This window comes from Collimonas sp. PA-H2, from assembly GCF_002564105.1.
In the GTDB taxonomy this organism is placed as follows: domain Bacteria; phylum Pseudomonadota; class Gammaproteobacteria; order Burkholderiales; family Burkholderiaceae_D; genus Collimonas.
Genome location: NZ_PDBX01000001.1, coordinates 435,778 through 459,168, shown reverse-complemented (window position 1 = coordinate 459,168; position 23,391 = coordinate 435,778). Strand labels below are relative to the sequence as shown.

Genomic DNA, 23,391 nt, shown 5'->3' with positions numbered 1-23,391 from the left:
ATTGATGGGAAGAAGAATGGCAGAACCAACAAGCACGCTAGCTGCAGTATGGCTGGGGATCACGAAATACCTGTTGCCGCTGCTGCCGGGGGCGGTGGGGTCGGCGGTTGCACTGAAATTTCTGGGTGACGGCCTGAACTGGTGGCAGAAGCTATCCAGTTTCACCGCCGGTCTGGCATGTGCCGTCTACATTGCGCCGGTGCTGATCGACTGGTTCGCCATTACCGGCGCGCGGACCCATTCCGGTATCGAGTTCCTGGTTGGTTTGTTTGCGCTGGCCACTGCGCGCGAAGTGTTTAAGGAAATTAACGAAGCGGACATTGTCGGCACGTTGAAGCGCCGTTATCTGGGAGGGAAAAATGATCCAACTAATTAATACGGTAGCTAACCTGGTGCTGCTGGTGTTTTGCTTATGGGCGGTGCTGAACAAACATCTGGAAACGCAGGTGCTGGGTACTTCCGCGCTGTCCCTGGTGGCGCTCACGTCCTTCGTGAACATCATGCGGCCGGATGCCTTTGGCTTCTGGAGTGAGCAATCTGAGGTGGTGTCGAATGTGGCTGTCGCGATTCTGGCCGTATGGTTCTGGCGCCGGTGGCATTGCCTGGGGAAACGATGAATCTGTCCGCCTCCCAGCTCTCAACGGCTTTGCTGATTCCTACCGCGCGTGCAACGGACTGGGCTGCACCGATCAATGCGGCGATGGCCGAGTTCGGCATTAGCACGCCGGCAAGGTGTGCGGCATTCATTGCACAGATTGGCCACGAAAGTGCCGGGCTGTCCCGATTGTCCGAGTCGTTTGATTATTCGGTGCAGGGGCTGAATGCCACCTTTGGTAAGCGTATTGCCATGCACGCCGCCCTCCTTGGTCGCCAACCGGGAGAAAAGATGGTGCCGCTGGATCGCCAGATCCGGATCGCCAACATCGTCTACGCCAATCGCTACGGTAATGGCGATGTCGCTTCCGGCGATGGCTGGCGCTATCGCGGCGGTGGCCTGAAGCAAATTACGTTTCACGATAATTACGGCGCATGTTCGACGGCGCTGGGTGTTGACTGCGTCGCTGCCCCGCAACGGCTTTCTACGGACAAGGAACTGGCGGCTCGCTCGGCGGGATGGTTCTGGTGCGCGATAGGTGGCAATGTCTATGCCGATAGCAGGAATTTTGACGGACTGTCGACACGGATTAATGGCGCTGGCATCACCGCCGAAAGCCTGGCTGCGCGGCGTATGCGCTGGGTGGCGTGTAAAAGTGCTTTGGGGGTCGCATGAATCTATTGGAAGAGGTATTGCCGTGGTGGGCGCGCTGGCTGGCCCTAGTCTCGGGCGCTGCTGTGTTCGGGACGATCTGCTACAACAAAGGCAAACAGGAGGAGGGTGAAAAGCACATCGCTTACGTCAATCAACAGGCCGGACAGACGATCAAGATCGCTGAAGCACAGCAGGTTGTCGTCACGCAGACGCAGATCAAGTATGTCGACCGGATCCGTACCATTTACGTAAAAGGAGAAACCATTGAAAAGCAAGTACCGATCTACATCACAAAAGCGGACAGTGCTCGCTTTGCTGTTAATGCTGGCTTTGTGCGCTTGTACGACGCCGCCTGGTCAGGTGAGGATCCCGGACCTGCCGCCGATTCTGATCGAGAACCCGCCGGCGTTTCGCTTGCTCAGGTCGCTGCCGTTGACGCCGGCAACGCAGCCAGTTGTCGCGCCTGGCGAGAACTAGCGTTGGGATTGCGTGAAAATTACATTAATTTACAGTCAGTGACAAATAGAGCTAGGCGGTAAAGATGAGTAGACCCGGACGTATTAGTGCGCCTCATTTGCTATTTTATTTTCCACGTTCTATATTGAAAATGCTTCAGATGTATTTTCCCTGTAACGCATTGGGCTCGCTCTCGTAATGGTGGCGGGCTCTTTTTTTGGTGAGGCGCTTGGTCGAGAATTTGTGTTTGAACGATCAAATGTCAAATGTTGCAAACTCCATTCTTACTTTATAAATGCAGGCGAATTATCCGTTATATCTATGTAGAATTTTCTCACGCGGAGAAGCAATTGACGACCCCCAATGATGCAACCTCGGATACTCCCGATTATGCAACTTTGAAGAACTGGCGATGCATGACCCAGATCGTCTGTTGGACATTTTAAATCGTATGCTAATATTAAGATATGACGCAGAGTTAGCCCGCGCTCTCGATTAGTTTATGGTTGGGGGCATCGGGCTTAGGTTGGACTGCCGGTATATGAACGACGTCAACGAGAAACCCAAAGGCGCTATGCCATTTGCATAATGCGCTCGCGGGACTTCAAATGTTATGACACTTGATTTAACCCAGAAAGGTCAGTGTCTGAAAATCTTCTGTCAAAGTGATTCTGGTTTTAAGTTCGAATATCATTCCGGACTATTGGAATCGAGTAACGGCAATCCGATTAAGAAAGTTGCTCCTACGCCAGGAGTACTATACGCATCAAACCAGCCCCGATGCCGATTGACCACTGCCTGCACAACCGACAGTCCGAGGCCACGATTGCGGGCCGGTTGCTGAACATCTCCTCGAACTGCTTCAAGTCCCGAATACGAACTCGACATCAGCTGCGCCAGTTTCGAGGCACTGATTCCCTCGCCTTCGTCGCGCACCGTGAGCACCACTTCAGAAGCCTCGGCAACAATGTTGACGCACAGGCTGACCGTACTTCCCGGAGGGCTATGGCGGATCGCATTGTTCAGCAGATTGAGCAAGGCGCGCGTCAGCATCGCCGGATCCACCCGGATCGGACAATCGTCGTCGCCAAGCGTCGGCACCAGCGATATGTTTCGTACTTTCGCGTAGGGCCATGCCTGGTCAATCGCATCAAGCATGATGGCGCCGGCATTGGTCTCCGTGAAATGATAGTCGCCGGATTCAGCTTCGGTCAGGTCCATGAAGCTTTCCGCCAGCCCCAGTGTGCGCTGGGCTTCGCGCCGGATGTCGTGCACCAGGCGACTCACATCGATACCGGAACCCGGCTGTTCGTACAAGTTCAGCAGGCTCAGGATGGACACCTGCGGGCTGCGCAAGTCGTGCGAGACAAAGCTGAGCCACTGCTCGCGCTTGCGCTGCGTCAGACGCTCGATGGTGAAATCTTGTAGTACTGCCAGCCAGGTGCTGCTGCGGGTGCGACTGCTACCTTCAAGCCGTGCCGTTCGCAGCCTGAACACCTTGCCCTGCGATGTTGTGTATTCCTCCGTGAAGGCTTGCGACCAGTGCACTGCCTGCTGCGGATTGCTGCCGGCGATCCGATGCAGCAACGATGGCAGGTTATGTCCGTGCAGCGGATCCTGCTCCATGTCCGACGGTATCTGCGCAGGTGCCTGCAGCAGCTGTTGTGCCGCGGCGTTGCTCTGGCTGATGTCGCCATCGTCCTGGCAGATCAGCACTGCCACCGGCATCTGCCACAGGCCTTCGCTGAGCAAGGCCTGCATTTGAGACAGCCGATCAATCGCGCGATCCAAGGCCTGCGTCTGGTTTTCGACGAGATGGGGCGCCAGTGGCATGTTTTCAGGCGCGGGCTCAAATGCGCCGGCCGGGATGGCGTTGAGGGCACTGACGCGGTCGCCGAAAAACAGCAGCAGGGAATTGAGCTGGCGCCAGCTCCAAAGTATATAGGCCAGTGCTACGCCCAAGATAGGTGCTGTCGGCGGCAGCCAGCAATGCTCCAAGAACAGGCTCAGCACACACAGCAGCAGCCATCCCAGCGCGGTGCCGCAGGCAAAGGACAAGGCGTTGCGCGCGGTATGCAGGAACAGCAGCAGTACTAGCCAGATCGGAAAGGCCGTCCATGCGAACAGCAGCCAGCCCTGCGCAAAAGTGATGGCGCGACCTTGCTGCAGGACGTCGATCGCGTTCGCATGTAATTCCAGGCCGGACATGTGCACTTGCGGCCCCGCGCCCGCAACCGGCACCTCATCGCCTAAGCCTGAGTCACTCACTGCGCCGATCAGCAGGATTTTCCCTTGCAGGAATTCCGGCGGGACTTCGCCACGCAAGACGCTGACATAGGGTACGCTGGGATACGTTCTGGGGGCACCGGCAAGCGTGAAACCGAATGACTCGGGCCGTTGCCAGCCGTCGGCACCCACGGCTTCCAGTTGGCCAGGAGGGAGGGGATGGGCCGATGCCATCAGTTGGCCGACATAGGGCTGCAAATTGCCGGCGGTGCCTTCCTGGCGGAATAGGCGGCGGGCGATACCGTCGGCGTCGGGCGTCAGCTTGGCATGACCGATACCTTTGGCGTTGCGCGCAAACTGCGGCAGCGGCGGGCTGAAGCTAGCGGTGTTGCTTGCGTTGTCGGCCGGCTCGACGTAGCGCAATGGCAGGAAAACAGGGAGCTTCAACATGGCTGCCGCCAATTCCTGGTCGGCTTCAGGTGTTGCCCCCGGTTTGTCGAGAAATAGATCGAGCAGGATGGCGCGCGGTGGGTGCGCCGCCAGACGCTGCAGCAGCTGCGCATGCAGATTGCGCGGCCAGGGCCACGGACCCAGTTCGCTCAGGCTGCGTTCGTCGATGCCGATCAGCAGGATATCGGGCGATGGCTCGTGTGCATCAAGGCTGATCAGATTGTCGTAAATGGCCAGGTTGGCTTGCGCCAGGCCGGGCTGCTGGCCGAGCCACACCATGAGCGGTGGCAGCAGCAAGGCAATCAGCACACATTCGATCAGGAAACGATGTTTCATCAGCTCCTCAGGGGGCAGGCACTTCAAAACTGCCGCTGAAAGACGCTGCCGGAGCCGCGTCCACAGCCGCGGACCCGTTGCTGATCTCAATGCTGCGCCAGTAATATTTCCCCGGTACGACAAAAGGTCCTACCGTCACATTGGTGCCGTAGAACGCCGAGTCCTCGGCCAGCAGCGGCGCGAATTCGGTCGTGCGCGCCAGCTCAAACCTGAATTTCTGCCCCGACCGTCCCGGCCAGCGGATCTTGTAGCGGCCATTCCCCAGACTCTCCACGCCGCTTTGGCGCGAGGCGCTGGCCGCAATGTATACAGTGCTATCGCTGGGCAGGCCCTCAAGCTGACGGCTATCGAAAGCGGTAAGGCGCAGATGGTAGAAGCCTGGATCAAGCGTGTCGGGCAGCGTAAAATGCGGCAGGCTAGAACGCTGCTCATGCATCAGCTGCAGGAAACGGTCGTCGCGCGCGAGTTGCAGCCGGTAGCCGCTGGCGTCCGGCTGCGGTGTCACCACGACATCACCATCGATGGCGGTTTCAATGCGCTGCGGCGCCGGCGGCAGCGGGTGCGACTGCATGGCGTCGCTGCCGGCCAGCAGCGAGCCTTGGGCGACGCCGACCAACAGCGTACGCGGATCTGCTGCAAGTTCGCCAGCGACGACTTTTCCTTCAATCACTTCAACCGCTGTCACGTTGTCTTCGTCGCGCACCCGGAAGTGTGTGCCGCGCACGCCCAGTTCGGCGGATTTTGTGCGAACCTCGAAGTGTCTGCCGTTCTGCTTCTCCACATGCGATTCCAGGCGCCCGCTCAGCAGTTCGAAGCGCACCAGCTGACCACTGAACACCAGTACTTTGACAGCGCTGCTGGACGGCATGACCACATGGCTGCCGTCGGCCAGCGTCATGCTCAGAAACGCGTCCTGCTGGGTCACCAGCTCGTCGCCGGCCTGCACGCCGGTGCCGCGCACCAGCGGCCGCTGCGCTGCGTTGCCGCGCTTGAGTAATGCCGAACCCGTCAGTTCCGTCACTATCGCCACATCCCCGCCCAGCATCAGTACTTGGCCGAGTTTCAGGTGTTCTGGAACCGGTACGGCATTGTTCTTTTGTATCTGCGGCCAATGCAGCGGCGATTGCATGTACTGGCGCGAAAGATCCCATAAGGTATCGCCAGGCTTTACTACGTGGGTCTGCGCAAACGCGGGGCCTGCCAGCGTAAACAGCAATGACAGCAGCAAATTCCAGAGCGGCGCCGGGTGTCGCCGCTGCGTGGCCTGTTCAAGCTGCAGGTGCGGCGTCATCTGGTATGTTGTCATCGGTTGTTTCCAGTCGATAACCCTGGCCGTAGACGGTTTGCAACCGCAGTCCACGGGCTGCATACAAGCCCAGCTTTGCGCGCAGACGGTAAATCTGGCTGTCCAATGCACGGGTTGTCAATTCTCCGTCGTGTCCCATGCTTTCCATCAGATAGGCGCGCGAGACCGCCTGACCGAGTTTGCGAAATAGGGCAAGCGCCAGCCTGAATTCGCGTTTGGTGAGTTCGAAGCGCTGCTTTTCCCCGTTTTCTTCAACGCTGATGCTGGATGAAGGCCGGTCGAATACCCAATTACCGTAACGTTCCTGCGCTTTCGATACAGCAGGGCGATTGCGCTGCAACAGTCGACGGATCCGCGCCGCCAGTTCCAATGGCCGCAACGGTTTGACAAGGTAGTCGTCGGCGCCGATGCCGAGGGCATTGGCGACATCGTTCTGCGACGAGCGCGAACTGAGCATGATCACCGGCGTTTCACTCTGCTGGTACTGGCGCAGCCAGTGCAGCAAATCGACGCCGTCCAGATCCGGCACGTTCCAGTCCAGCACCAGCAGGTCGAAGGTTTCGCGCCGCAGCGCTCGGCGCAATGCTTCGCCGCGTTCGAACGTGACGCATGAGACGTTCTCATCGCCCAGCGCGAGCTGGTGCTCCAGGGTGTGTACCAGATACTCCATCTGGTTGGGTTCGTCTTCAAGTACGGCGATACGCATCGGAGCAGTTTCGGTTAAGTGGATAGAGAGAAAAAGACGACTGCCACGATCGTGGTCCGCTACGCTGCATAAAATTCACAAATTCTTGCATGGGCCACGCCTATCGGACAGACTGAAAGTGGCCGGACTGGCAATAGCTGCCTCGATCCGTCAATTCTTGCTTCAGGTAAAAGATCATACAAAATACGACAGCATTCGTGCCCAACTTGCGAGAATTTGTCAGGATCTACGATCAGGGGGAGGAGGAGCTGGCAATCAGTGGTTACACTATTTAATTCTTTTGTGCAACAAGATATTATCATTGGACGGGATGCAATTCTGATGAATTCTCGCAGAATCATCACAATAGATTTTTTTCTAAATATTATCGTCCCATACAAACTCAAGACAAGGCGGCTAGCAGTTTCGTCCGGCTGAAAGTGTCAGGGCTAGTGGGGCAATTTCAGGAGATGGAATCATGGTTGAGCAAGCGCGGACTGCGGTCCTGCGGACGGCGATGAAGTCTCTATTGCTGTCCACGGCAACGATGGGGATTTTCCTGCTCGGCGGCTGTACCGGCTCAGGCCTGCTGGGAATGCAGCGGGAACCGGCAAATCTTGCTGCACCGCAGGATGGAGATTTTCCCAACCCTGGCTCCTCCATATTGCGGCAAGGTACGGTACCCACCACCGAAGCGTTGCGTCTGATGCGCACTGGCATGGACAAGGACGAAGTACGTCAGCTGTTGGGTACACCGCATTTTAGCGAAGGAGTATTTGGTGTCCGCGAATGGAATTATCTGTTCCACCTTCGTGGCAGCAAGGAAACGGAGGATGTGGTTTGCCAGTACATGGTGCGTTTCGATAGCAGTGTGCGCGTCAGCGGTCTCTATTGGCGCAACCCGGATTGCGCCTTGCTAGTTGAGCCGCCGCCGGTTGAAGCGGTCCAGGCAATGGCTGCAATGACGCCGCAAAAACTGACCTTGAGCGCGGACAGTTTGTTCGGCGTGGAGGGAAAGGGATTAAAGGACATGCCGCCGGAAGGCCGCTTGAGAATTGAACGCCTGGCAAACGACATTAAGCGTAATTTCAGGCGCATCTATTACGTGGTTGTGACGGGGCATACCGACCGTCTCGGCGCTGAGGCTGACAAGATGGCACTGTCACTGGCCCGGGCCGACGCGGTAAGCAAATTGCTGGCGCAGCAAGGCATCAACGCCAAGGTCATCCGCGTTGCCGGCATGGGCGACCGGCAGCCGCTGGCGCAGTGTCCTGGCACGGCGAAGACGGCGGTATTGCAGGATTGCCTGCGTTCCAACCGCCGTATTGAAATTGAAGTGGTTGGGGAAGAATGAAGTGCAAGCGTATTTGAAGTATTTGTATCGGCTGGCTGTTTTGCTGGAGAGCGAGATAACGCAAGGCATGTGCCGCCAGGCCGTCGGTATTTTATTGCAGGAATAAATTTTCAGTAGAGATTTTTGATGGATGAGATACATATATACGAGATGAAACTGCGCGACGATCAATGGCTGCAGCTTGAGCCGTTGATGATCGGGAAGGCTAGCGACCCCGGCATGCACGGCAGGAATAATCGACTGTTCATGGAAGCCGTCTTGTGGATAGTGGCGAATAAAGGGTTATGGCATCGCATACCTTCTGAGTTTGGTCAATGGAACGCGACCTACATGCGGTTCCGGCGCTGGACTGAGAGTAATTTCTGGCGCTTCCTGGCCCAAAGCAGAATCCAGGATCCGGACCTGTTGCGCATGCTGACAGAGATTGCCGATTACGCCGATTTATACACGCAGCGTAGGGAGCAGCGACGGGTCAGGAAAAGCTACAGGAAGCGTTACATGGGGGGAGTCGGCATAGCCAAAGACATTTAACCGACCTGGATCTGGGTAGGTTGTTTATTGATTTCGATTGTCAGTAAATGTTACCTTAAAACAAGGTGAGACGAAAGCGAAGCGAAATTCCACTCTGACCACGAGCGATTAAGCAAACAAGCGGGAAACTCGATTTCAGATTAATGACGCCATCTGTCTGGAGCAGACATTTTGCGAATGGGGATTTTTGCGTCCGGAAAAATATGTTTCTGTATTCGTCTGCAATGCCATGAACAAGAGGGAAGTCCGGTCGTAGCAAGTATCCATATGGTCCGATTATCCGAATCATTTGAGGTGCTCAAAATTTTTAGCAATAAAACTGGCGCGCGCATATTGCAGCCGTTGTGCGCTGAGTTGGGAAGTTTTAATGCATTCATATTGCATCACTCATCGGAAAATTTCCTTATAGAAATTTAACGGTGAACAACTGTTAAAAACAGTATTTGGTTGTTGAATTTTTATTCAATGAGAATTACTTTAAAAATACGCGTACTACTTTTTACTCAGTTTGAGAGCGATTGAAGGCGCATATATCAAGGTGACCGAGATAAAAGTATAAAAAAACGTTTCTTGAGTGCATTGAAGCGTAGGAATACGGAGAAGACAATGGCAAGAGCACTGCAAATAACAAGCCTCAAATCAGGCTTGCTACGCCAGATGGCGTGCTGTTTCGGCAAAGCATCTATTTTTGCCAAACTGGCCTTGATGTTTCTAAGCATGGCGATCGCAACGTACGCTGCGGCGCAGTCGCCATCCGCCGATGCGGCTATTGATGCCGCTCTGCAGTGGCTGAAATTAGCCGACACCGGGCAGATTGACAAGATGTGGGAACAAAGTGACCCCCTGATGAAAAGCAAGTCGGAACAGACGGCTTGGATCAAATATGTCGGGAATATGCGCAGCCAGTTAGGCCCCCCACCCGAGCTGCGCACGTGGCAGGCGATGGAGCATCAGATCGACAACCCCAGTTTGCCTCGAGGCGAATTCGCCAGCGTCACTTTTCTATCCAGGTATTCCAATGTGCCAACTTGGGAAAAGGTATCGCTGGTCTGGTCGAGCGAACACTGGACCCCTGTCGGATATCAGTCCGGCTTGATTGCGGCAGCAGAAAAAAAATAAATTATCCGCATCCGTTCTCTCTTTAGCTTTTTTGCGCTACTGCGATCAAGCTGATTGATTTTTAAAAGTTGCATTTTTACCAAATTTGGCGGGGAGCCAATCATGAATAAGATTTATCGCACAGTCTATAGTCAAGCACTTGGCACCTCGGTTGTTGTGTCGGAAATAACCAATAACAAGAGCAAGTCGAATCGCTCATCCATCGCCACAGGCAAGCCGCAGAAGGCGGTGATTGCCATGGCTGCCGCATTGCTCGCCTTCGGGGGAGGAGCAACAGCCGCTTTTGCCGGGACTGCGATTCAAATTGACCAGATCAACGGCTCATCGGCGCTGGGTTCGGGCGGCTCCGCTCCAGCAACTGCGGATAGCTTTTCCATTGCAATCGGCGGCGGCAGCGGCGCTACAGCGAGAAACATCAGTATTGCCATTGGGGACGGCTCAATCGCGACCGGAACGAATTCAACCGCCCTTGGTAGGCAGACCAATATTACCGGCAACAATGCCACCGGGGTCGGCTGGGGCGCCGTCGTGGCTGGCGTTAATGCCTCCGCCTTTGGTGAGCTTGCGAACGCCGCAGGCGGCAATGCGGTGGCAGTCGGCGCCTCTGCGATTGGTAGCGGCCCGAATGCTGTCGCCTTCGGCTACACTGCGAATGCGTCGGGTGCCAATGCCGCCGCGGTCGGGTCGGCCGCCATTGCTAGCGGTACCAATGATTCCGCCTTCGGCGTGAAGGCGGTTGCCTCAGGCGGCAATTCGGTGGCTCTCGGCGCCTTGGCAAATGCGTCATCGGCCAACGCTATCGCGATTGGATTTCAAGCCAACGTCAGCGCCTTCCCCCTTGGTGCTGGCATCGCGATCGGCGTAAATTCCGTTGCTTCGTCACCTAGCGGTGGTGGCGATTCTCTTGCGATCGGAACCTCGGCAGGGGCGACTGGCCAGGACTCTACTGCAATCGGCGGGCAGACTACCGCTACCGCCACCAACGCCATCGCGATAGGCAATAACGGTACGACCGCCACCGGAACGGGCTCCATCGTCATCGGCGTCGGGGCCAGCTCGACAGGAACAAGTTCCACCGCCTTAGGCACTGGCAGCAGCGCTACGGCGAATTACGCGACTGCATTGGGCGGTACAGGCACCGCCGCCACCATCGCGTCCGGCATAGGCGCCACGGCAATCGGCACGAATGCGACCGCAGGCGCGGCGGCCGCGGCGCAGAATTCGATCGCCATCGGCGGCCAATCGTTGGTCGGCGCAGCTAATACCTCGGGCATCGCGGTCGGACGTGGCGCTACTGTCAATGGCGCATTCGGTATTGCGCAAGGCGACGGGATTGTCAGCGGCGCAACGGGCCAAAACGTAGCAATAGGCTCATCTGGCACAACAGCCAATTCCAGTACAGCTGCTGGTGGGGCCGTAGCAATCGGACGTGGACAGAAAGCCACTGGCAATGGTGCCGTTGCGATCGGTGATCCAAACGTATCGAACGGTACCGGCGCTGTAACGATGGGTGCGAATAACACAGCCGCTGGCAATGTTGCCGGCACTACTGCGGCCAATGGCGCGGTTGCAATCGGTAACGGCAATAGCGCAATCGGGCAAGGCTCGGTGGCGCTCGGCAATGCCAGCAATGCAGCTGCGGCTGGCGGTGTAGCACTGGGCGACACTGCTGTCGCGAATAACACCAATGATGTCGCCTTAGGTTCGCATTCAACTACCGCAGCGCCGCACACAGGCACTACAGCACAATTCGGCGGCACTGCCGCCGGCGTGGAAGCGGCGGCTTCGACCAACGGCGTGGTGTCGGTCGGCGCTGCGGGTACTGAGCGTCAGATCCAGAACGTAGCAGCTGGCGTCATATCGGCGGCCAGCACCGATGCTATCAACGGTTCGCAGCTGAATTCGGTCGTTACCGGCGTCAACAATCTGGGAACTACCACAGCGAGCACGCTGGGCGGTGGCGCGACTTATAGTCCGGCGACCGGCAATATCACCGGCTTCAGTCAGCCCATCAACACCGTGAGCGCCACTGGAGCTGTGACCGGTCCGACGGCGCAGACGACGGTCGCCGCTGCCTTAACAGCCCTTAACACGAATGTCGATAACACCGCCAATATCGCAGTCAAGTACGATGCGGCTGGCGGCACTAAGATCACTCTGGGTGCGACTGGAGGCGCCGGTGCGGGTGCGCCGGTAACGATCACCAACCTGGCGCCGGCGGCGTTGAATGCAACCAGCACCGATGCGGTAAACGGTTCGCAGCTGTTTGCGACAAATAGCCTGATCAACAACATCAACAACGGTGCGGGTATCAAATACTTCCACACCAACTCCGTTCTGGCCGATAGTTCGCCAACCGGCACCGATGCGATTGCGGTTGGACCTGTAGCCAATGCTTTCGGCAACGACTCGATTGCACAGGGCCTGAATGCAGTGGCTGGCGTCAGCGGCACGCCGGCGACGGCGAACGATATTGCCTTGGGCAACGCTGCCAGCGCGACTGGCGGCAATTCGATCGCCATTGGCGCCGGGGCCAACGCTAGCGTTGCCGGTTCCATAGCATTAGGTCAATCGGCAACTACGACGAGTACGGCATCGGCAGCTACCGGTGGCACTGGCAGCGTAGCCAATGCCACGATAGGCAGTACTACCTTTGGCCCGTTCGCCGGCGCCAGTTCGAGCGCAGGCGTGGTCAGCGTCGGCGCGCCGGGTTCTGAGCGCCGGATACAGAATGTCGCTGCAGGACTGATTGGCGCCAGCAGCACGGATGCTATCAATGGCAGTCAGCTGTACACCGTCGCGAGCACTGTAGGTTCCAATATCAGCAGCTTGTCGACGTCAACATCGACAGGCCTGAGCACGACTAACAGTAGTGTCGCATCTTTGTCGACCTCGACTTCAACCGGTCTGAGCACGACCAACAGCAACGTGGCATCGCTGTCGACCTCGACCTCGACCGGCCTGAGTACGACCAATAGCAACGTGGCGTCGCTGTCGACGTCCACCTCGACCGGTCTGAGCACTACCAACAGCAATGTGACATCGTTGTCAACATCAACCTCCACTTCGATCGTTTCGCTGTCCACTGGCATCAGTACGGTGCAAGCACATACGGATAATCTCGGAAATAGCACAGCCAGCACGCTGGGCGGCGGTGCGACTTACAATCCTGCGACCGGCACGATCAGCGGTTTCAGCCAGCCGATCAACACCGTGAGCGCCACCGGGGCTGTGACGGGACCGACGGCGCAGACCACGGTTGCAGGAGCCTTGACGGCGCTGAATACGAATATCGATAACACCGCCAATATCGCTGTCAAGTACGATGCGGCAGGCGGCAATAAGATCACCCTGGGCGCCACTGGTGGCACCGGTGCAGGTGCGCCGGTGACGATCACCAACCTGGCGCCGGCGGCGTTGAACGCGACCAGCACGGATGCGGTGAACGGTTCACAGCTGTTTGCGACAAACAGCCTGATCAACAACATCAATAACGGTGCCGGCATCAAATACTTCCACACCAACTCGGTTCTGGCGGACAGTTCGCCAACCGGCACCGATGCGATTGCGGTTGGACCTGTAGCCAATGCTTTCGGCAACGACTCGATTGCACAGGGCTTGAATGCGGTGGCCGGCGTCAGCGGCACACCGACGACGGCGAACGATATTGCCTTGGGCAACGCTGCCAGTGCGACTGGCGGCAATTCGATCGCCATTGGCGCCGGGGCCAACGCTAGCGTTGCCGGTTCCATAGCATTAGGTCAATCGGCAACCACGACGAGTACTGCATCGGCAGCTACCGGTGGCACTGGCAGCGTAGCCAATGCCACGATAGGCAGTACTACCTTTGGCCCGTTCGCCGGCGCAAGTTCGAGCGCAGGCGTGGTCAGCGTCGGCGCGCCGGGTTCTGAGCGCCGGATACAGAATGTCGCTGCAGGACTGATTGGCGCCAGCAGCACGGATGCTATCAATGGCAGTCAGCTGTACACCGTCGCGAGCACTGTAGGTTCCAATATCAGCAGCTTGTCGACGTCAACATCGACAGGCCTGAGCACGACTAACAGTAGTGTCGCATCTTTGTCGACCTCGACTTCAACCGGTCTGAGCACGACCAACAGCAACGTGGCATCGCTGTCGACCTCGACCTCGACCGGTTTGAGCACGACAAATAGCAGTGTGGCTTCGCTGTCGACATCAACATCGACGGGCTTGAGCACGACTAACAGCAGTGTTGCATCTTTGTCGACCTCGACCTCAACCGGTCTGAGCACAACTAACAGTAGCGTGGCGTCGTTGTCGACATCAACATCGACAGGCTTGAGCACGACTAACAGTAGTGTCGCATCTTTGTCGACATCGACTTCAACCGGTCTGAGCACAACTAACAGTAGCGTGGCGTCGCTGTCGACATCAACATCGACAGGCTTGAGCACGACTAACAGTAGTGTCGCATCTTTGTCGACGTCGACCTCGACCGGTCTGAGCACAACCAACAGCAACGTGGCATCGCTGTCGACCTCAACCTCCACCTCGGTCGTTTCGCTGTCTACTGGCATCAGCACGGTGCAAGCACACACGGATAATCTCGGGAATAGTACAGCGAGCACGTTGGGCGGCGGCGCGACTTACAATCCGGCGACTGGCACGATCAGCGGTTTCAGTCAGCCGATCAATACCGTCAGCGCTACAGGCGCCGTGACGGGACCAACTGCTCAGACGACGGTTGCTGGTGCTCTGACTGCATTGAATACCAACATCGATAACACGGCCAATATCGCAGTCAAGTACGATGCAGCCGGCGGCAGCAAGATCACCCTTGGCGCTACCGGCGGCGCCGGTGCAGGCGCACCGGTGACCATCACGAATCTGGCGCCGGCGGCCTTGAATGCCACCAGCACGGATGCCGTGAACGGTTCGCAGCTGTATGCTGTCACCAGCGGCAAGGCTGGCCCCTTCGTGTCGGACAACAGCGTAACCGCAGTGCAGCCGGTATCGAGCGGCGCCAATGCCAGCGCCGGCGGCTTCGGCGCAACGGCAACAGGTGCGGCGTCGACAGTGCTGGGCAACCAGTCCACCGACAACGGCAACGCCAATGCGACGATACTGGGCCAGGGCGCTAGCATTGCAGCTGGCACGGCCGGCAGCAACGTGGCGCTGGGCCAGGGCAGCACGGTGGCGGCAGCTGCGGTGCCAACTGCCGGTGCGACGATTGGCGGCACAGCTTATACCTTTGCCGGCGGTGCGCCGACCGGTGTTGTCAGCGTGGGCAGCGCAGGATCGGCACGCCAGATCACAAATGTAGCGGCAGGTCAGCTGAGCGGAACCAGTACCGATGCGGTGAACGGTTCGCAGCTGTTTGCGACCAATACCGCCATTAACACGATCAACAATGGCGGCGGGATTAAATATTTCCACACCAATTCGGTCTTGGCGGACAGTTCGCCAACCGGCACGGATGCGATCGCCGTGGGGCCTGTGGCTAATGCTTACGGCAACGATTCGATAGCGCAAGGCCTGAATGCAGTGGCTGGCGTCAGCGGCACGCCGGCGACGGCGAACGATATTGCCTTGGGCAACGCTGCCAGCGCGACTGGCGGCAATTCGATCGCCATTGGCGCCGGGGCCAACGCTAGCGTTGCCGGTTCCATAGCATTAGGTCAATCGGCAACTACGACGAGTACGGCATCGGCAGCTACCGGTGGCACTGGCAGCGTAGCCAATACCACGATAGGCAGTACTACCTTTGGCCCGTTCGCCGGCGCCAGTTCGAGCGCAGGCGTGGTCAGCGTCGGCGCGCCGGGTTCTGAGCGCCGGATACAGAATGTCGCTGCAGGACTGATTGGCGCCAGCAGCACGGATGCTATCAATGGCAGTCAGCTGTACACCGTCGCGAGCACTGTAGGTTCCAATATCAGCAGCTTGTCGACGTCGACCTCAACCGGCCTGAGTACCACCAACAGCAGCGTGGCATCGCTGTCGACCTCGACCTCGACCGGCCTGAGCACGACCAATAGCAATGTGGCGTCGCTGTCGACTTCTACCTCGACCGGTCTGAGCACCACCAACAGCAATGTGACATCGTTGTCAACATCAACCTCCACCTCGGTTGTTTCGCTGTCCACTGGCATCAGTACGGTGCAAGCACATACGGATAATCTCGGAAATAGCACAGCCAGCACGCTGGGTGGTGGCGCGACTTACAATCCGGCGACTGGCACGATCAGCGGTTTCAGCCAGCCGATCAACACCGTGAGCCCCACCGGAGCTGTGACGGGACCGACGGCACAGACCACGGTTGCAGGAGCCTTGACGGCCCTCAATACCAATATCGACAACACTGCCAATATCGCGGTCAAGTACGACGCGGTTGGCGGCAGCAAGATCACCCTGGGCGCGACCGGCGGCGCCGGTGCGGGCGCACCGGTGACGATCACCAACCTGGCGCCGGCGGCCTTGAATGCCACCAGCACGGATGCCGTGAATGGTTCGCAACTGTATGCCGTCACCAGCGGCAAGGCCGGTCCCTTCGTATCGGACAACAGCGTGACGGCGGTGCAGCCGGTGTCGAGCGGCGCCAATGCCAGCGCCGGCGGTTTCGGTGCAACGGCAACAGGTGCGGCGTCGACAGTGCTGGGCAACCAGTCCACCGACAACGGCAACGCCAATGCGACGGTAGTAGGCCAGGGCGCCAGCATTGCGGCTGGCACGGCCGGCAGCAATGTGGCGCTGGGTCAAGGCAGCACGGTCGCTGCTGCGGCGGTGCCGACCGCAGGTGCAACTATCGGTGGCACGGCTTATACCTTTGCGGGTGGGGCACCGACCGGCGTAGTGAGTGTGGGCAGTGCGGGGTCGGCACGTCAGGTCACAAATGTAGCGGCAGGACAGTTAAGTGCTGCAAGCACGGATGCCGTGAACGGTTCGCAGCTGTTTGCAACCGATACAGCCATCAATACCATCAACAACGGTGGCGGCATCAAGTACTTCCACGCCAATTCGACCCTGGCTGACTCGACGGCAACTGGCACCGATTCGGTCGCGGTCGGTCCGGCAGCAGTGGCAACCGGAGCAGGCAGCTTCGCCGCCGGCAATGGAGCGACGGCGAACAACGCCAATGATGTGGCATTGGGTGCAGGTTCCAGCACAGCGGCCGCAGTGGGAACGGCGAGCACGGTGATCAATGGCGCGACTTTCAACTTCGCAGGTGCTACGCCAGCATCGACGGTGAGTGTTGGCAGCGTGGGTAATGAGCGTACGATCACTAATGTGGCGGCGGGCCGTCTCAGCGGCACCAGCACGGATGCTGTGAACGGCAGCCAACTGTTTGCCACCGACACAGCTGTCACCAATCTGGGCAACACTGTCAACAACATCAACAACGGTGGTGGCATCAAGTACTTCCATGCTAATTCGGTGCTGGCTGATTCAACAGCGACAGGCACTAATTCGGTCGCGGTCGGTCCGGCAGCAGTGGCAACCGGAGCTGGCAGCTTCGCCGCCGGCAATGGCGCGACGGCGAACAACGCCAATGATGTGGCATTGGGTGCAGGTTCAAGCACTGCAGCAGCAGTGGGAACGGCGAGCACTGTGATCAATGGCGCGACTTTCAACTTCGCAGGTGCTACGCCAGCATCGACGGTGAGTGTTGGTAGTGTCGGCAATGAGCGCACCATCACCAATGTGGCGGCGGGCCGTCTCAGCACCACCAGCACCGATGCCGTGAACGGTTCGCAGTTGAACGCAACCAATACAGCGGTAACCGGTATCGGCAATACCATCAACAACATCAACAACGGTGGCGGCATCAAGTACTTCCACACTAACTCGGTCCTGGCAGACAGTGTGCCAACTGGCACCGATTCGGTCGCGGTCGGTCCGGCAGCAGTGGCAACCGGAGCAGGCAGCTTCGCCGCCGGCAATGGAGCGACGGCGAACAACGCCAATGATGTGGCATTGGGTGCAGGTTCCAGCACAGCGGCCGCAGTGGGAACGGCGAGCACTGTGATCAATGGTGCGACTTTCAACTTCGCAGGTGCTACGCCAGCATCGACGGTGAGTGTTGGTAGTGTCGGCAATGAGCGCACCATCACCAATGTGGCGGCAGGTCGCCTTAGCGGCACCAGCACGGATGCAGTGAACGGCAGTCAGCTGTTCGCCACCGATACCGCAGTGACCAATCTGGGAACCACAGTCAATACCATCAACAACGGTGGCGGCATCAAGTACTTCCACGCCAATTCGACCCTGGCTGACTCGACTGCAACTGGCACCGATTCGGTCGCGGTCGGTCCGGCAGCAGTGGCAACCGGAGCAGGCAGCTTCGCCGCTGGCAATGGAGCGACGGCGAACAACGCCAATGATGTGGCGTTGGGGGCCGGTTCCAGTACCGCGGCGGCAGTCGGGACGCCCAGCGCTGTGATTAACGGCACCACCTACAATTTTGCTGGCGCCGCACCGGCATCGACGGTCAGCGTAGGCAGCGTCGGCAATGAACGTACCATCACCAATGTCGCGGCGGGCCGTCTCAGCACTACCAGCACCGATGCCGTGAACGGTTCGCAGTTGAACGCAACCAATACAGCGGTAACCGGTATCGGCAATACCCTCAACAACATCAACAACGGTGGCGGCATCAAGTACTTCCACACCAATTCGACGCTGGCCGACAGCAACGCGGCGGGTACCGACAGCATCGCCGTCGGACCGGTCGCCAATGCCTACGGCAATGATTCGATCGCCCAGGGCCTGAATGCGGTGGCAGGCGTCAACGGCACGCCGGCGACTGCCAACGATATCGCGCTAGGCAATGGCGCGCAAGCGACAGGCGGCAATTCGATTGCGCAAGGGACCGGAGCGATAGCAAATTCCGCCGGCGCCATCGCCATCGGCCAGACAGCGACGGCAACCGGCGGCAAGGCGGTTTCGATAGGCGTGGGCAATACTGCCAGCGGCGACGGTGCGGTGGCGATTGGCGATCCGAACAATGCGACCGGCACGGGGGCGGTAGCAATGGGCGCCAACAATACCTCTAACGGCCAAGGCGCCGTGGCGCTGGGAAATGCCAACACGGCTACCGGCCAAGGCTCGCTAGCGCTGGGTAACGCATCGCAGGCGAACAATGCAGGCTCCATCGCTTTGGGCGACACTGCGACGGTGTCGGCTGCGGCGACGCAAGGGATTGCCATCGGTTCCGGCGCCTCTTCCAACAATGCCGGCGCAGTAGCTTTGGGCGCAGGAAGCACTACGGCGGCGGCAATAGCAACGACGGGCGCGACCATCAACGGCACTGCTTACAATTTTGCCGGCACCGCGCCGGCAAGTACGGTGAGCGTTGGCGCAGTCGGTGCTGAACGTACGATCTCCAACGTTGCCGCCGGCCAGGTTAGTGCGACCAGCACTGATGCGATGAATGGCTCGCAATTGTTTGCCACCAATACGGCGATAAACACCCTGGGTACGACAGTCACGAATATCACCAACGGCAAGGCTGGTCCATTCGTATCGGACAATAGCGTAACGGCGGTACAGCCGGTATCGAGCGGCGCCAATGCCAGCGCCGGCGGCTTCGGCGCAACCGCAAGCGGCGCCGCATCCACGGTGCTGGGCAATCAGGCGACCGATAACGGCAACGCTGATGCCACGGTGCTGGGGCAAGGCGCGAGCATTGCGGCTGGCACCAGCGGCAGCAATGTCGCATTGGGCCAAGGCAGTACGGTGACTACCGCTGCAGTAGCCACCACCGGCGCGACCATCGGCGGCACCGCCTACACCTTTGCCGGCGCAGCACCGGCAGGCGTGGTGAGCGTGGGCAGCGTGGGGGCTGAACGTCAGATCACCAACGTGGCGGCAGGGCAGTTGAGCGCGACCAGCACCGATGCCGTGAATGGTTCGCAGTTGTATGCGACCAACCAGCAGGTCTCCGTCAACACCACCAACATCGCAGGCAATACGACGGCGATCAATAATCTCACTGCCGGCAAGACTGGTCCATTCGTATCGGACAGCAGCGTGACGGCGACGCAGCCGGTCTCGAGCGGCGCCAATGCCAGCGCCGGCGGCTTCGGCGCGGTAGCGTCCGGAACCAACAGTACGGCGCTGGGCAACGGAGCTCAGGCTACGGTAGCGAACAGCACAGCCGTGGGGCAGGGCGCTATGGCAAGCACGGCCAACAGCGTGGCATTGGGTAATAGTTCGACTACTGGAGCGGCGGTCGCCACGGCCGGCACCACGATCAATGGGACCAGCTATACCTTTGCCGGCGCGGCGCCGGTGGGCGTGGTCAGCGTCGGCAGCGCCGGCAGCGAGCGGCAGGTCACCAACGTGGCGGCCGGCCAACTGACCGCCAGCAGCACCGATGCCGTGAACGGCAGCCAGCTGTTCGCAACCAATACTGCGATCAGCAACCTGACCTCTGTCGTGGCGCTGGGCCAGACCAAGTACTACAGCGTGAATTCGACTGGCGGCAGCAACGAGCATAACGAAGGAGCGACGGGGCTAGACGCGATTGCTTCCGGCAAGAATGCCGCTGCCACCAGCATGAACGCGGTGGCGATCGGCGCCGGCGCCAGTGCGACAGCCAGCGGCGGGGTGGCGCTGGGCGGCGGCTCGACGGCTGACCGTGCCGGCATGAACGGCGGCAAGGAGCAGTTCTCCAATACCGCGGTGGCGTCCACGCAAGGTGCTGTGTCGGTGGGTAGCGCAGGCAACGAGCGTCAGATCACCAACGTGGCGGGGGGCACCCAGGCAACCGACGCTGTCAATGTGCGCCAACTGCAGGCGGTGCAGTCAGGCGGTGTGCGTTACGACACCAATCCTGACGGTACGACCAACTACAGTAGCGTCACCATGGGCAACGGCAGCTCAGCTGGCCCGGTAACCATCCATAACGTTGCGACCGGGACTGCGCCCACGGACGCAGTCAATGTTCAACAATTCAATACCGGCCTAGGGGCTGCGGTACAGCAAGCCAACCAGTACACCGATAGCAGAGTGCAATCCTTGCAGAACTCGGTCGATTCGAATCGGCATGATGCTGATGGTGGCTCAGCGGCGGCAATGGCAGTAGGTGGATTACCGCAACCGTCAACGCCTGGGAAGAGCATGGTGGCGATTGCCGGAAGTACGTTCCAAGGGCAAACCGGGTTGGCGTTAGGTATTTCGACCATCTCCGAAAACGGGCGCTGGGTCTACAAGGCAGCTGCGACATCGAGTAGCCGAGGTCAAACAGGCGGTGTGGTATCCGCTGGCTTCCAGTGGTAACGGAGCTGCCCATGACAGATGCAAGCATCTGTCATGGGGCTAACATCCTGAACGTCTAATCGGGGAGGAAAATATGAAACAGTCAATAATGAAACCGAGCATTCTGGGGGCGGCCGTCTATGCTGGCTTATTGCTGCTTGTCGCTGGTACAGCCCTGGCAAATGACCCGCCAGAAAAATTTCCGGATCGAAATTCTTCCTACATGCAAGAAGGGACCTTCGTTTCGATTGAAAGCCTTCGCAACATGGCGCCTGGTCTAAGCAAGACCCAGGTCTACGACTTGCTGGGCGTGCCGCATTTCCACGAAGGTGTCTTTAACGTGAGAGTTTGGAATTACATTTTCAATTTCCGTACCGGTAAAAACAATGAGTACGTGACTTGTCAATATATGGTCAACTATGACTCTGACTACCGTGTCACCTCTACCCTCTGGAAAGAGCTGGATTGCCAGAAATACCTTAATCCGACCAACCCGACAATGGTGGTGGCAGACCAGCCTTACCATCAACGTGTCACCCTTTCCGCCGACGGCTTGTTTGTCTTTGGTAAATCCGGCCTCGCTGATCTGACCGGGCCGGGCCGGGAAAAAATCGACAGCCTGGTGAGCCAGCTCAAGCAGGATGGCGTCACGCTGGCTTCCGTGGTTGTGACAGGGCATACCGACCGTATCGGTACAGAAACTTCCAACTTCACCTTGTCCAAGGCAAGGGCTGAAACCATCCGCAGCTACCTAGTGCAGCAGGGCTTGGACGAAAAAGCGATAAAAGCTTATGGCGCTGGACTATCGCAGCCGGTGGTCCAGTGCCAGGGCGAAGCCGTTACCCCGCAGCTGGTGCAATGCTTGCAGCCCAACCGGCGTGTCGAGATCGACGTCATGGGAGAAAAGTAGGGCGCCGGCATCAGGCCGCCGGAGAATGCACAGTATCTTGACATCGATTGAGAGAGACAAATGATTTCACTTTCAGCATTAAGAAAAGCGGCCCTTATCTGGACAATCGCAATGAGCGGCTTAGCTATGACAAATTCGGCGTCGGCCCAGATAGACGGCTCGATCGACAGCGCTGTCGTCACGGCGACCCAGTGGGCAGCCATGGCGGATGCCGGCCAGGCCGATCGCATGTGGGAGCAGAGCGGCCAGGCCATGCAAAAAAACATCGGCAAGGATGGGTGGCTGAAATACCTGGGCGCGGTAAAAAAAGACCTGGGAGCGATTGGCGGGCGTCAATGGGTGCAGATAGTGCGCATCACCAATCCGCCCAGCCTGCCGCCAGGCGAATACATCAACATCGCATTTTCGTCGCGCTTTTCAAAAGGTATGGCGGTGGAGAAAATTTCGATGATACAGACGACCGGACAGTGGATTCCTGTCGGTTATGTCATAACGAAAATCGAAGCTGGAGCGGCGGCGCCGAATCCTGCCAAGATGAGATGAACTGACGATCATACATGTGCGAATGAGGCAGGCAGGATGCAAAGCGAAGGTTACCAAGCGTTGCTTGCGAGAGATTATTCAAGGTACTTTTGACGGTCGGCAGTGTGTCGGAGAAATACGGAATATTGCCCGTCAACATTGAATTTGAAAACTCTTGTGAAATGCCGCGAACCCCAATAGACATGGGGCTCACCACTCCTTAAGATTGATCTTAATGCAATTAAGCCGCAATGCTGTTTCTGGAGTACGTAATGGACGTTCATATCGAAAACTGTTTTATCGATGAATGCATCAATAAAATTCAAACGCTGGCAGCGCTGTCTCTCTATGGTGATAGCGTGGAGCTGGCAGTCCTGGTCGTCATCCACGATGCGTGCCGCTATATCATCCTGAGCAAGCCGGGCGACCCGGAGCTCAATTTACTCGCATTCAAAGAGCAACTTGACAAGCTGGCCGCCAATACGCATCGTAGCTTACCGCATTACAAGCAGACTCTGGCGTATGCAGCCTCGCTTATCGTGATTCATCAGGTCTGACCGAGCGATCTGCTCGATGCAAGGCTACTAAAGCCGTCAGATTTACCACTGGTAAAGCATTTAAAGGCGCCCTCAACAAAAAATGAAATGATGTGGCGCAAGTGTGGGGAACTCAGGTACATAACTGCATCGCCCGTAGAATGAATTTTCTGGAGTGATCTCTGATGAAGAAATTGTCTTTTATTGTTTGGCGCATGAGTAAAACCGACCTGCGCACCACGTGGTTTGCATTGCGGCATGCGGATCGACCGGGTTGGTTCATGCCGGCGATCATTTTACTCACGATGTATTTCTTCGCTCCGTTCAACTTGGCATTGCCTTTGCTCGGGATAGCCGATGACTTTGTACTGGTGCCGTTGATGCTGCACGCTCTTATCACAATGCTGCCCGTGCATGTCCGGCAGGCTGCACTGCAGGGAACAATCCGGTATCCTCGCCGCTAAAAAAAGGATTGA

The 23,391-nt window shown here is 58.1% G+C and carries 15 protein-coding genes; 12 read left to right on the top strand and 3 right to left on the bottom strand.

The window, feature by feature from the left end; translation table 11 throughout:
- Positions 1–16: 16 nt before the first annotated feature.
- The 4 genes from BCF11_RS02125 to BCF11_RS02110 are packed head-to-tail and all read left to right on the top strand — an operon-like array spanning position 17 to position 1,788.
- Positions 17–376, top strand: a complete 360-nt coding sequence (locus tag BCF11_RS02125) for a holin (RefSeq protein WP_098493282.1) — start codon at positions 17–19, stop codon at positions 374–376.
- Positions 360–617 carry a hypothetical protein gene (locus BCF11_RS02120; RefSeq protein WP_143751232.1) on the top strand — a complete coding sequence of 86 codons (258 nt, stop codon included), beginning with the start codon at positions 360–362 and terminating at the stop codon, positions 615–617. Before BCF11_RS02125 ends, BCF11_RS02120 begins: the two co-directional genes overlap by 17 nt.
- Complete coding sequence (locus BCF11_RS02115; RefSeq protein ID WP_098493280.1) at positions 614–1,270, top strand: glycoside hydrolase family 19 protein; 657 nt, start codon at positions 614–616, stop codon at positions 1,268–1,270. The genes BCF11_RS02120 and BCF11_RS02115 overlap by 4 nt, the downstream gene beginning before the upstream one ends.
- Positions 1,267–1,788, top strand: coding sequence for a hypothetical protein (locus BCF11_RS02110; protein WP_098493279.1), 522 nt, complete (start codon positions 1,267–1,269; stop codon positions 1,786–1,788). Before BCF11_RS02115 ends, BCF11_RS02110 begins: the two co-directional genes overlap by 4 nt.
- Positions 1,789–2,395: 607 nt before the next feature.
- Here BCF11_RS02110 and BCF11_RS02105 read toward each other — a convergent pair.
- Genes BCF11_RS02105 through BCF11_RS02095 form a run of 3 tightly spaced genes read right to left on the bottom strand, consistent with a single transcriptional unit; the run spans position 2,396 to position 6,729 of the window.
- Positions 2,396–4,717 carry a CHASE2 domain-containing protein gene (locus BCF11_RS02105; RefSeq protein WP_098493278.1) on the bottom strand — a complete coding sequence of 774 codons (2,322 nt, stop codon included), beginning with the start codon at positions 4,715–4,717 and terminating at the stop codon, positions 2,396–2,398.
- A 7-nt stretch (positions 4,718–4,724) separates the two neighbouring features.
- On the bottom strand, positions 4,725–6,023 hold the full coding sequence (locus BCF11_RS02100; RefSeq protein WP_158229131.1) for a FecR domain-containing protein: 1,299 nt from the start codon (positions 6,021–6,023) through the stop codon (positions 4,725–4,727).
- On the bottom strand, positions 5,986–6,729 hold the full coding sequence (locus BCF11_RS02095) for a response regulator transcription factor (RefSeq protein WP_098493276.1): 744 nt from the start codon (positions 6,727–6,729) through the stop codon (positions 5,986–5,988). Before BCF11_RS02095 ends, BCF11_RS02100 begins: the two co-directional genes overlap by 38 nt.
- 457 nt (positions 6,730–7,186) lie before the next feature.
- Between BCF11_RS02095 and bamE the strand changes: the two genes are divergently transcribed.
- The 8 genes from bamE (at position 7,187) to BCF11_RS01965 (ending at position 23,379) form a co-directional block, all read left to right on the top strand.
- Positions 7,187–8,062, top strand: coding sequence for an OmpA family protein (gene bamE, locus BCF11_RS02090; RefSeq protein WP_098493275.1), 876 nt, complete (start codon positions 7,187–7,189; stop codon positions 8,060–8,062).
- Between the two features lie 126 nt (positions 8,063–8,188).
- Complete coding sequence (locus BCF11_RS02085) at positions 8,189–8,593, top strand: transposase (RefSeq protein WP_098493274.1); 405 nt, start codon at positions 8,189–8,191, stop codon at positions 8,591–8,593.
- A gap of 606 nt (positions 8,594–9,199) precedes the next feature.
- On the top strand, positions 9,200–9,712 hold the full coding sequence (locus tag BCF11_RS02080) for a DUF4019 domain-containing protein (protein WP_098493273.1): 513 nt from the start codon (positions 9,200–9,202) through the stop codon (positions 9,710–9,712).
- Between the two features lie 102 nt (positions 9,713–9,814).
- Positions 9,815–20,968 carry an ESPR-type extended signal peptide-containing protein gene (locus BCF11_RS27880; RefSeq protein WP_158229130.1) on the top strand — a complete coding sequence of 3,718 codons (11,154 nt, stop codon included), beginning with the start codon at positions 9,815–9,817 and terminating at the stop codon, positions 20,966–20,968.
- Positions 20,969–21,056: 88 nt separating this feature from the next.
- Positions 21,057–21,857 (top strand): OmpA family protein, encoded by an 801-nt coding sequence (locus tag BCF11_RS01980; RefSeq protein ID WP_158229129.1) that lies wholly within the window; start codon positions 21,057–21,059, stop codon positions 21,855–21,857.
- Between the two features lie 60 nt (positions 21,858–21,917).
- Positions 21,918–22,400, top strand: coding sequence for a DUF4019 domain-containing protein (locus BCF11_RS01975; protein WP_098493264.1), 483 nt, complete (start codon positions 21,918–21,920; stop codon positions 22,398–22,400).
- Between the two features lie 251 nt (positions 22,401–22,651).
- Positions 22,652–22,936, top strand: coding sequence for a hypothetical protein (locus BCF11_RS01970; RefSeq protein ID WP_098493263.1), 285 nt, complete (start codon positions 22,652–22,654; stop codon positions 22,934–22,936).
- Between the two features lie 164 nt (positions 22,937–23,100).
- Positions 23,101–23,379 carry a hypothetical protein gene (locus BCF11_RS01965; protein ID WP_098493262.1) on the top strand — a complete coding sequence of 93 codons (279 nt, stop codon included), beginning with the start codon at positions 23,101–23,103 and terminating at the stop codon, positions 23,377–23,379.
- Positions 23,380–23,391 lie beyond the last annotated feature (12 nt).

Bases quoted from the DNA above. Each gene is read 5' to 3' on its own strand.
- BCF11_RS02125 (WP_098493282.1), top strand. From the start codon at position 17: ATGGCAGAACCAACAAGCACGCTAGCTGCAGTATGGCTGGGGATCACG.
- BCF11_RS02120 (WP_143751232.1), top strand. From the start codon at position 360: ATGATCCAACTAATTAATACGGTAGCTAACCTGGTGCTGCTGGTGTTT.
- BCF11_RS02115 (WP_098493280.1), top strand. From the start codon at position 614: ATGAATCTGTCCGCCTCCCAGCTCTCAACGGCTTTGCTGATTCCTACC.
- BCF11_RS02110 (WP_098493279.1), top strand. From the start codon at position 1,267: ATGAATCTATTGGAAGAGGTATTGCCGTGGTGGGCGCGCTGGCTGGCC.
- BCF11_RS02105 (WP_098493278.1), bottom strand. From the start codon at position 4,717: ATGAAACATCGTTTCCTGATCGAATGTGTGCTGATTGCCTTGCTGCTG.
- BCF11_RS02100 (WP_158229131.1), bottom strand. From the start codon at position 6,023: ATGACAACATACCAGATGACGCCGCACCTGCAGCTTGAACAGGCCACG.
- BCF11_RS02095 (WP_098493276.1), bottom strand. From the start codon at position 6,729: ATGCGTATCGCCGTACTTGAAGACGAACCCAACCAGATGGAGTATCTG.
- bamE (WP_098493275.1), top strand. From the start codon at position 7,187: ATGGTTGAGCAAGCGCGGACTGCGGTCCTGCGGACGGCGATGAAGTCT.
- BCF11_RS02085 (WP_098493274.1), top strand. From the start codon at position 8,189: ATGGATGAGATACATATATACGAGATGAAACTGCGCGACGATCAATGG.
- BCF11_RS02080 (WP_098493273.1), top strand. From the start codon at position 9,200: ATGGCAAGAGCACTGCAAATAACAAGCCTCAAATCAGGCTTGCTACGC.
- BCF11_RS27880 (WP_158229130.1), top strand. From the start codon at position 9,815: ATGAATAAGATTTATCGCACAGTCTATAGTCAAGCACTTGGCACCTCG.
- BCF11_RS01980 (WP_158229129.1), top strand. From the start codon at position 21,057: ATGAAACCGAGCATTCTGGGGGCGGCCGTCTATGCTGGCTTATTGCTG.
- BCF11_RS01975 (WP_098493264.1), top strand. From the start codon at position 21,918: ATGATTTCACTTTCAGCATTAAGAAAAGCGGCCCTTATCTGGACAATC.
- BCF11_RS01970 (WP_098493263.1), top strand. From the start codon at position 22,652: ATGGACGTTCATATCGAAAACTGTTTTATCGATGAATGCATCAATAAA.
- BCF11_RS01965 (WP_098493262.1), top strand. From the start codon at position 23,101: ATGAAGAAATTGTCTTTTATTGTTTGGCGCATGAGTAAAACCGACCTG.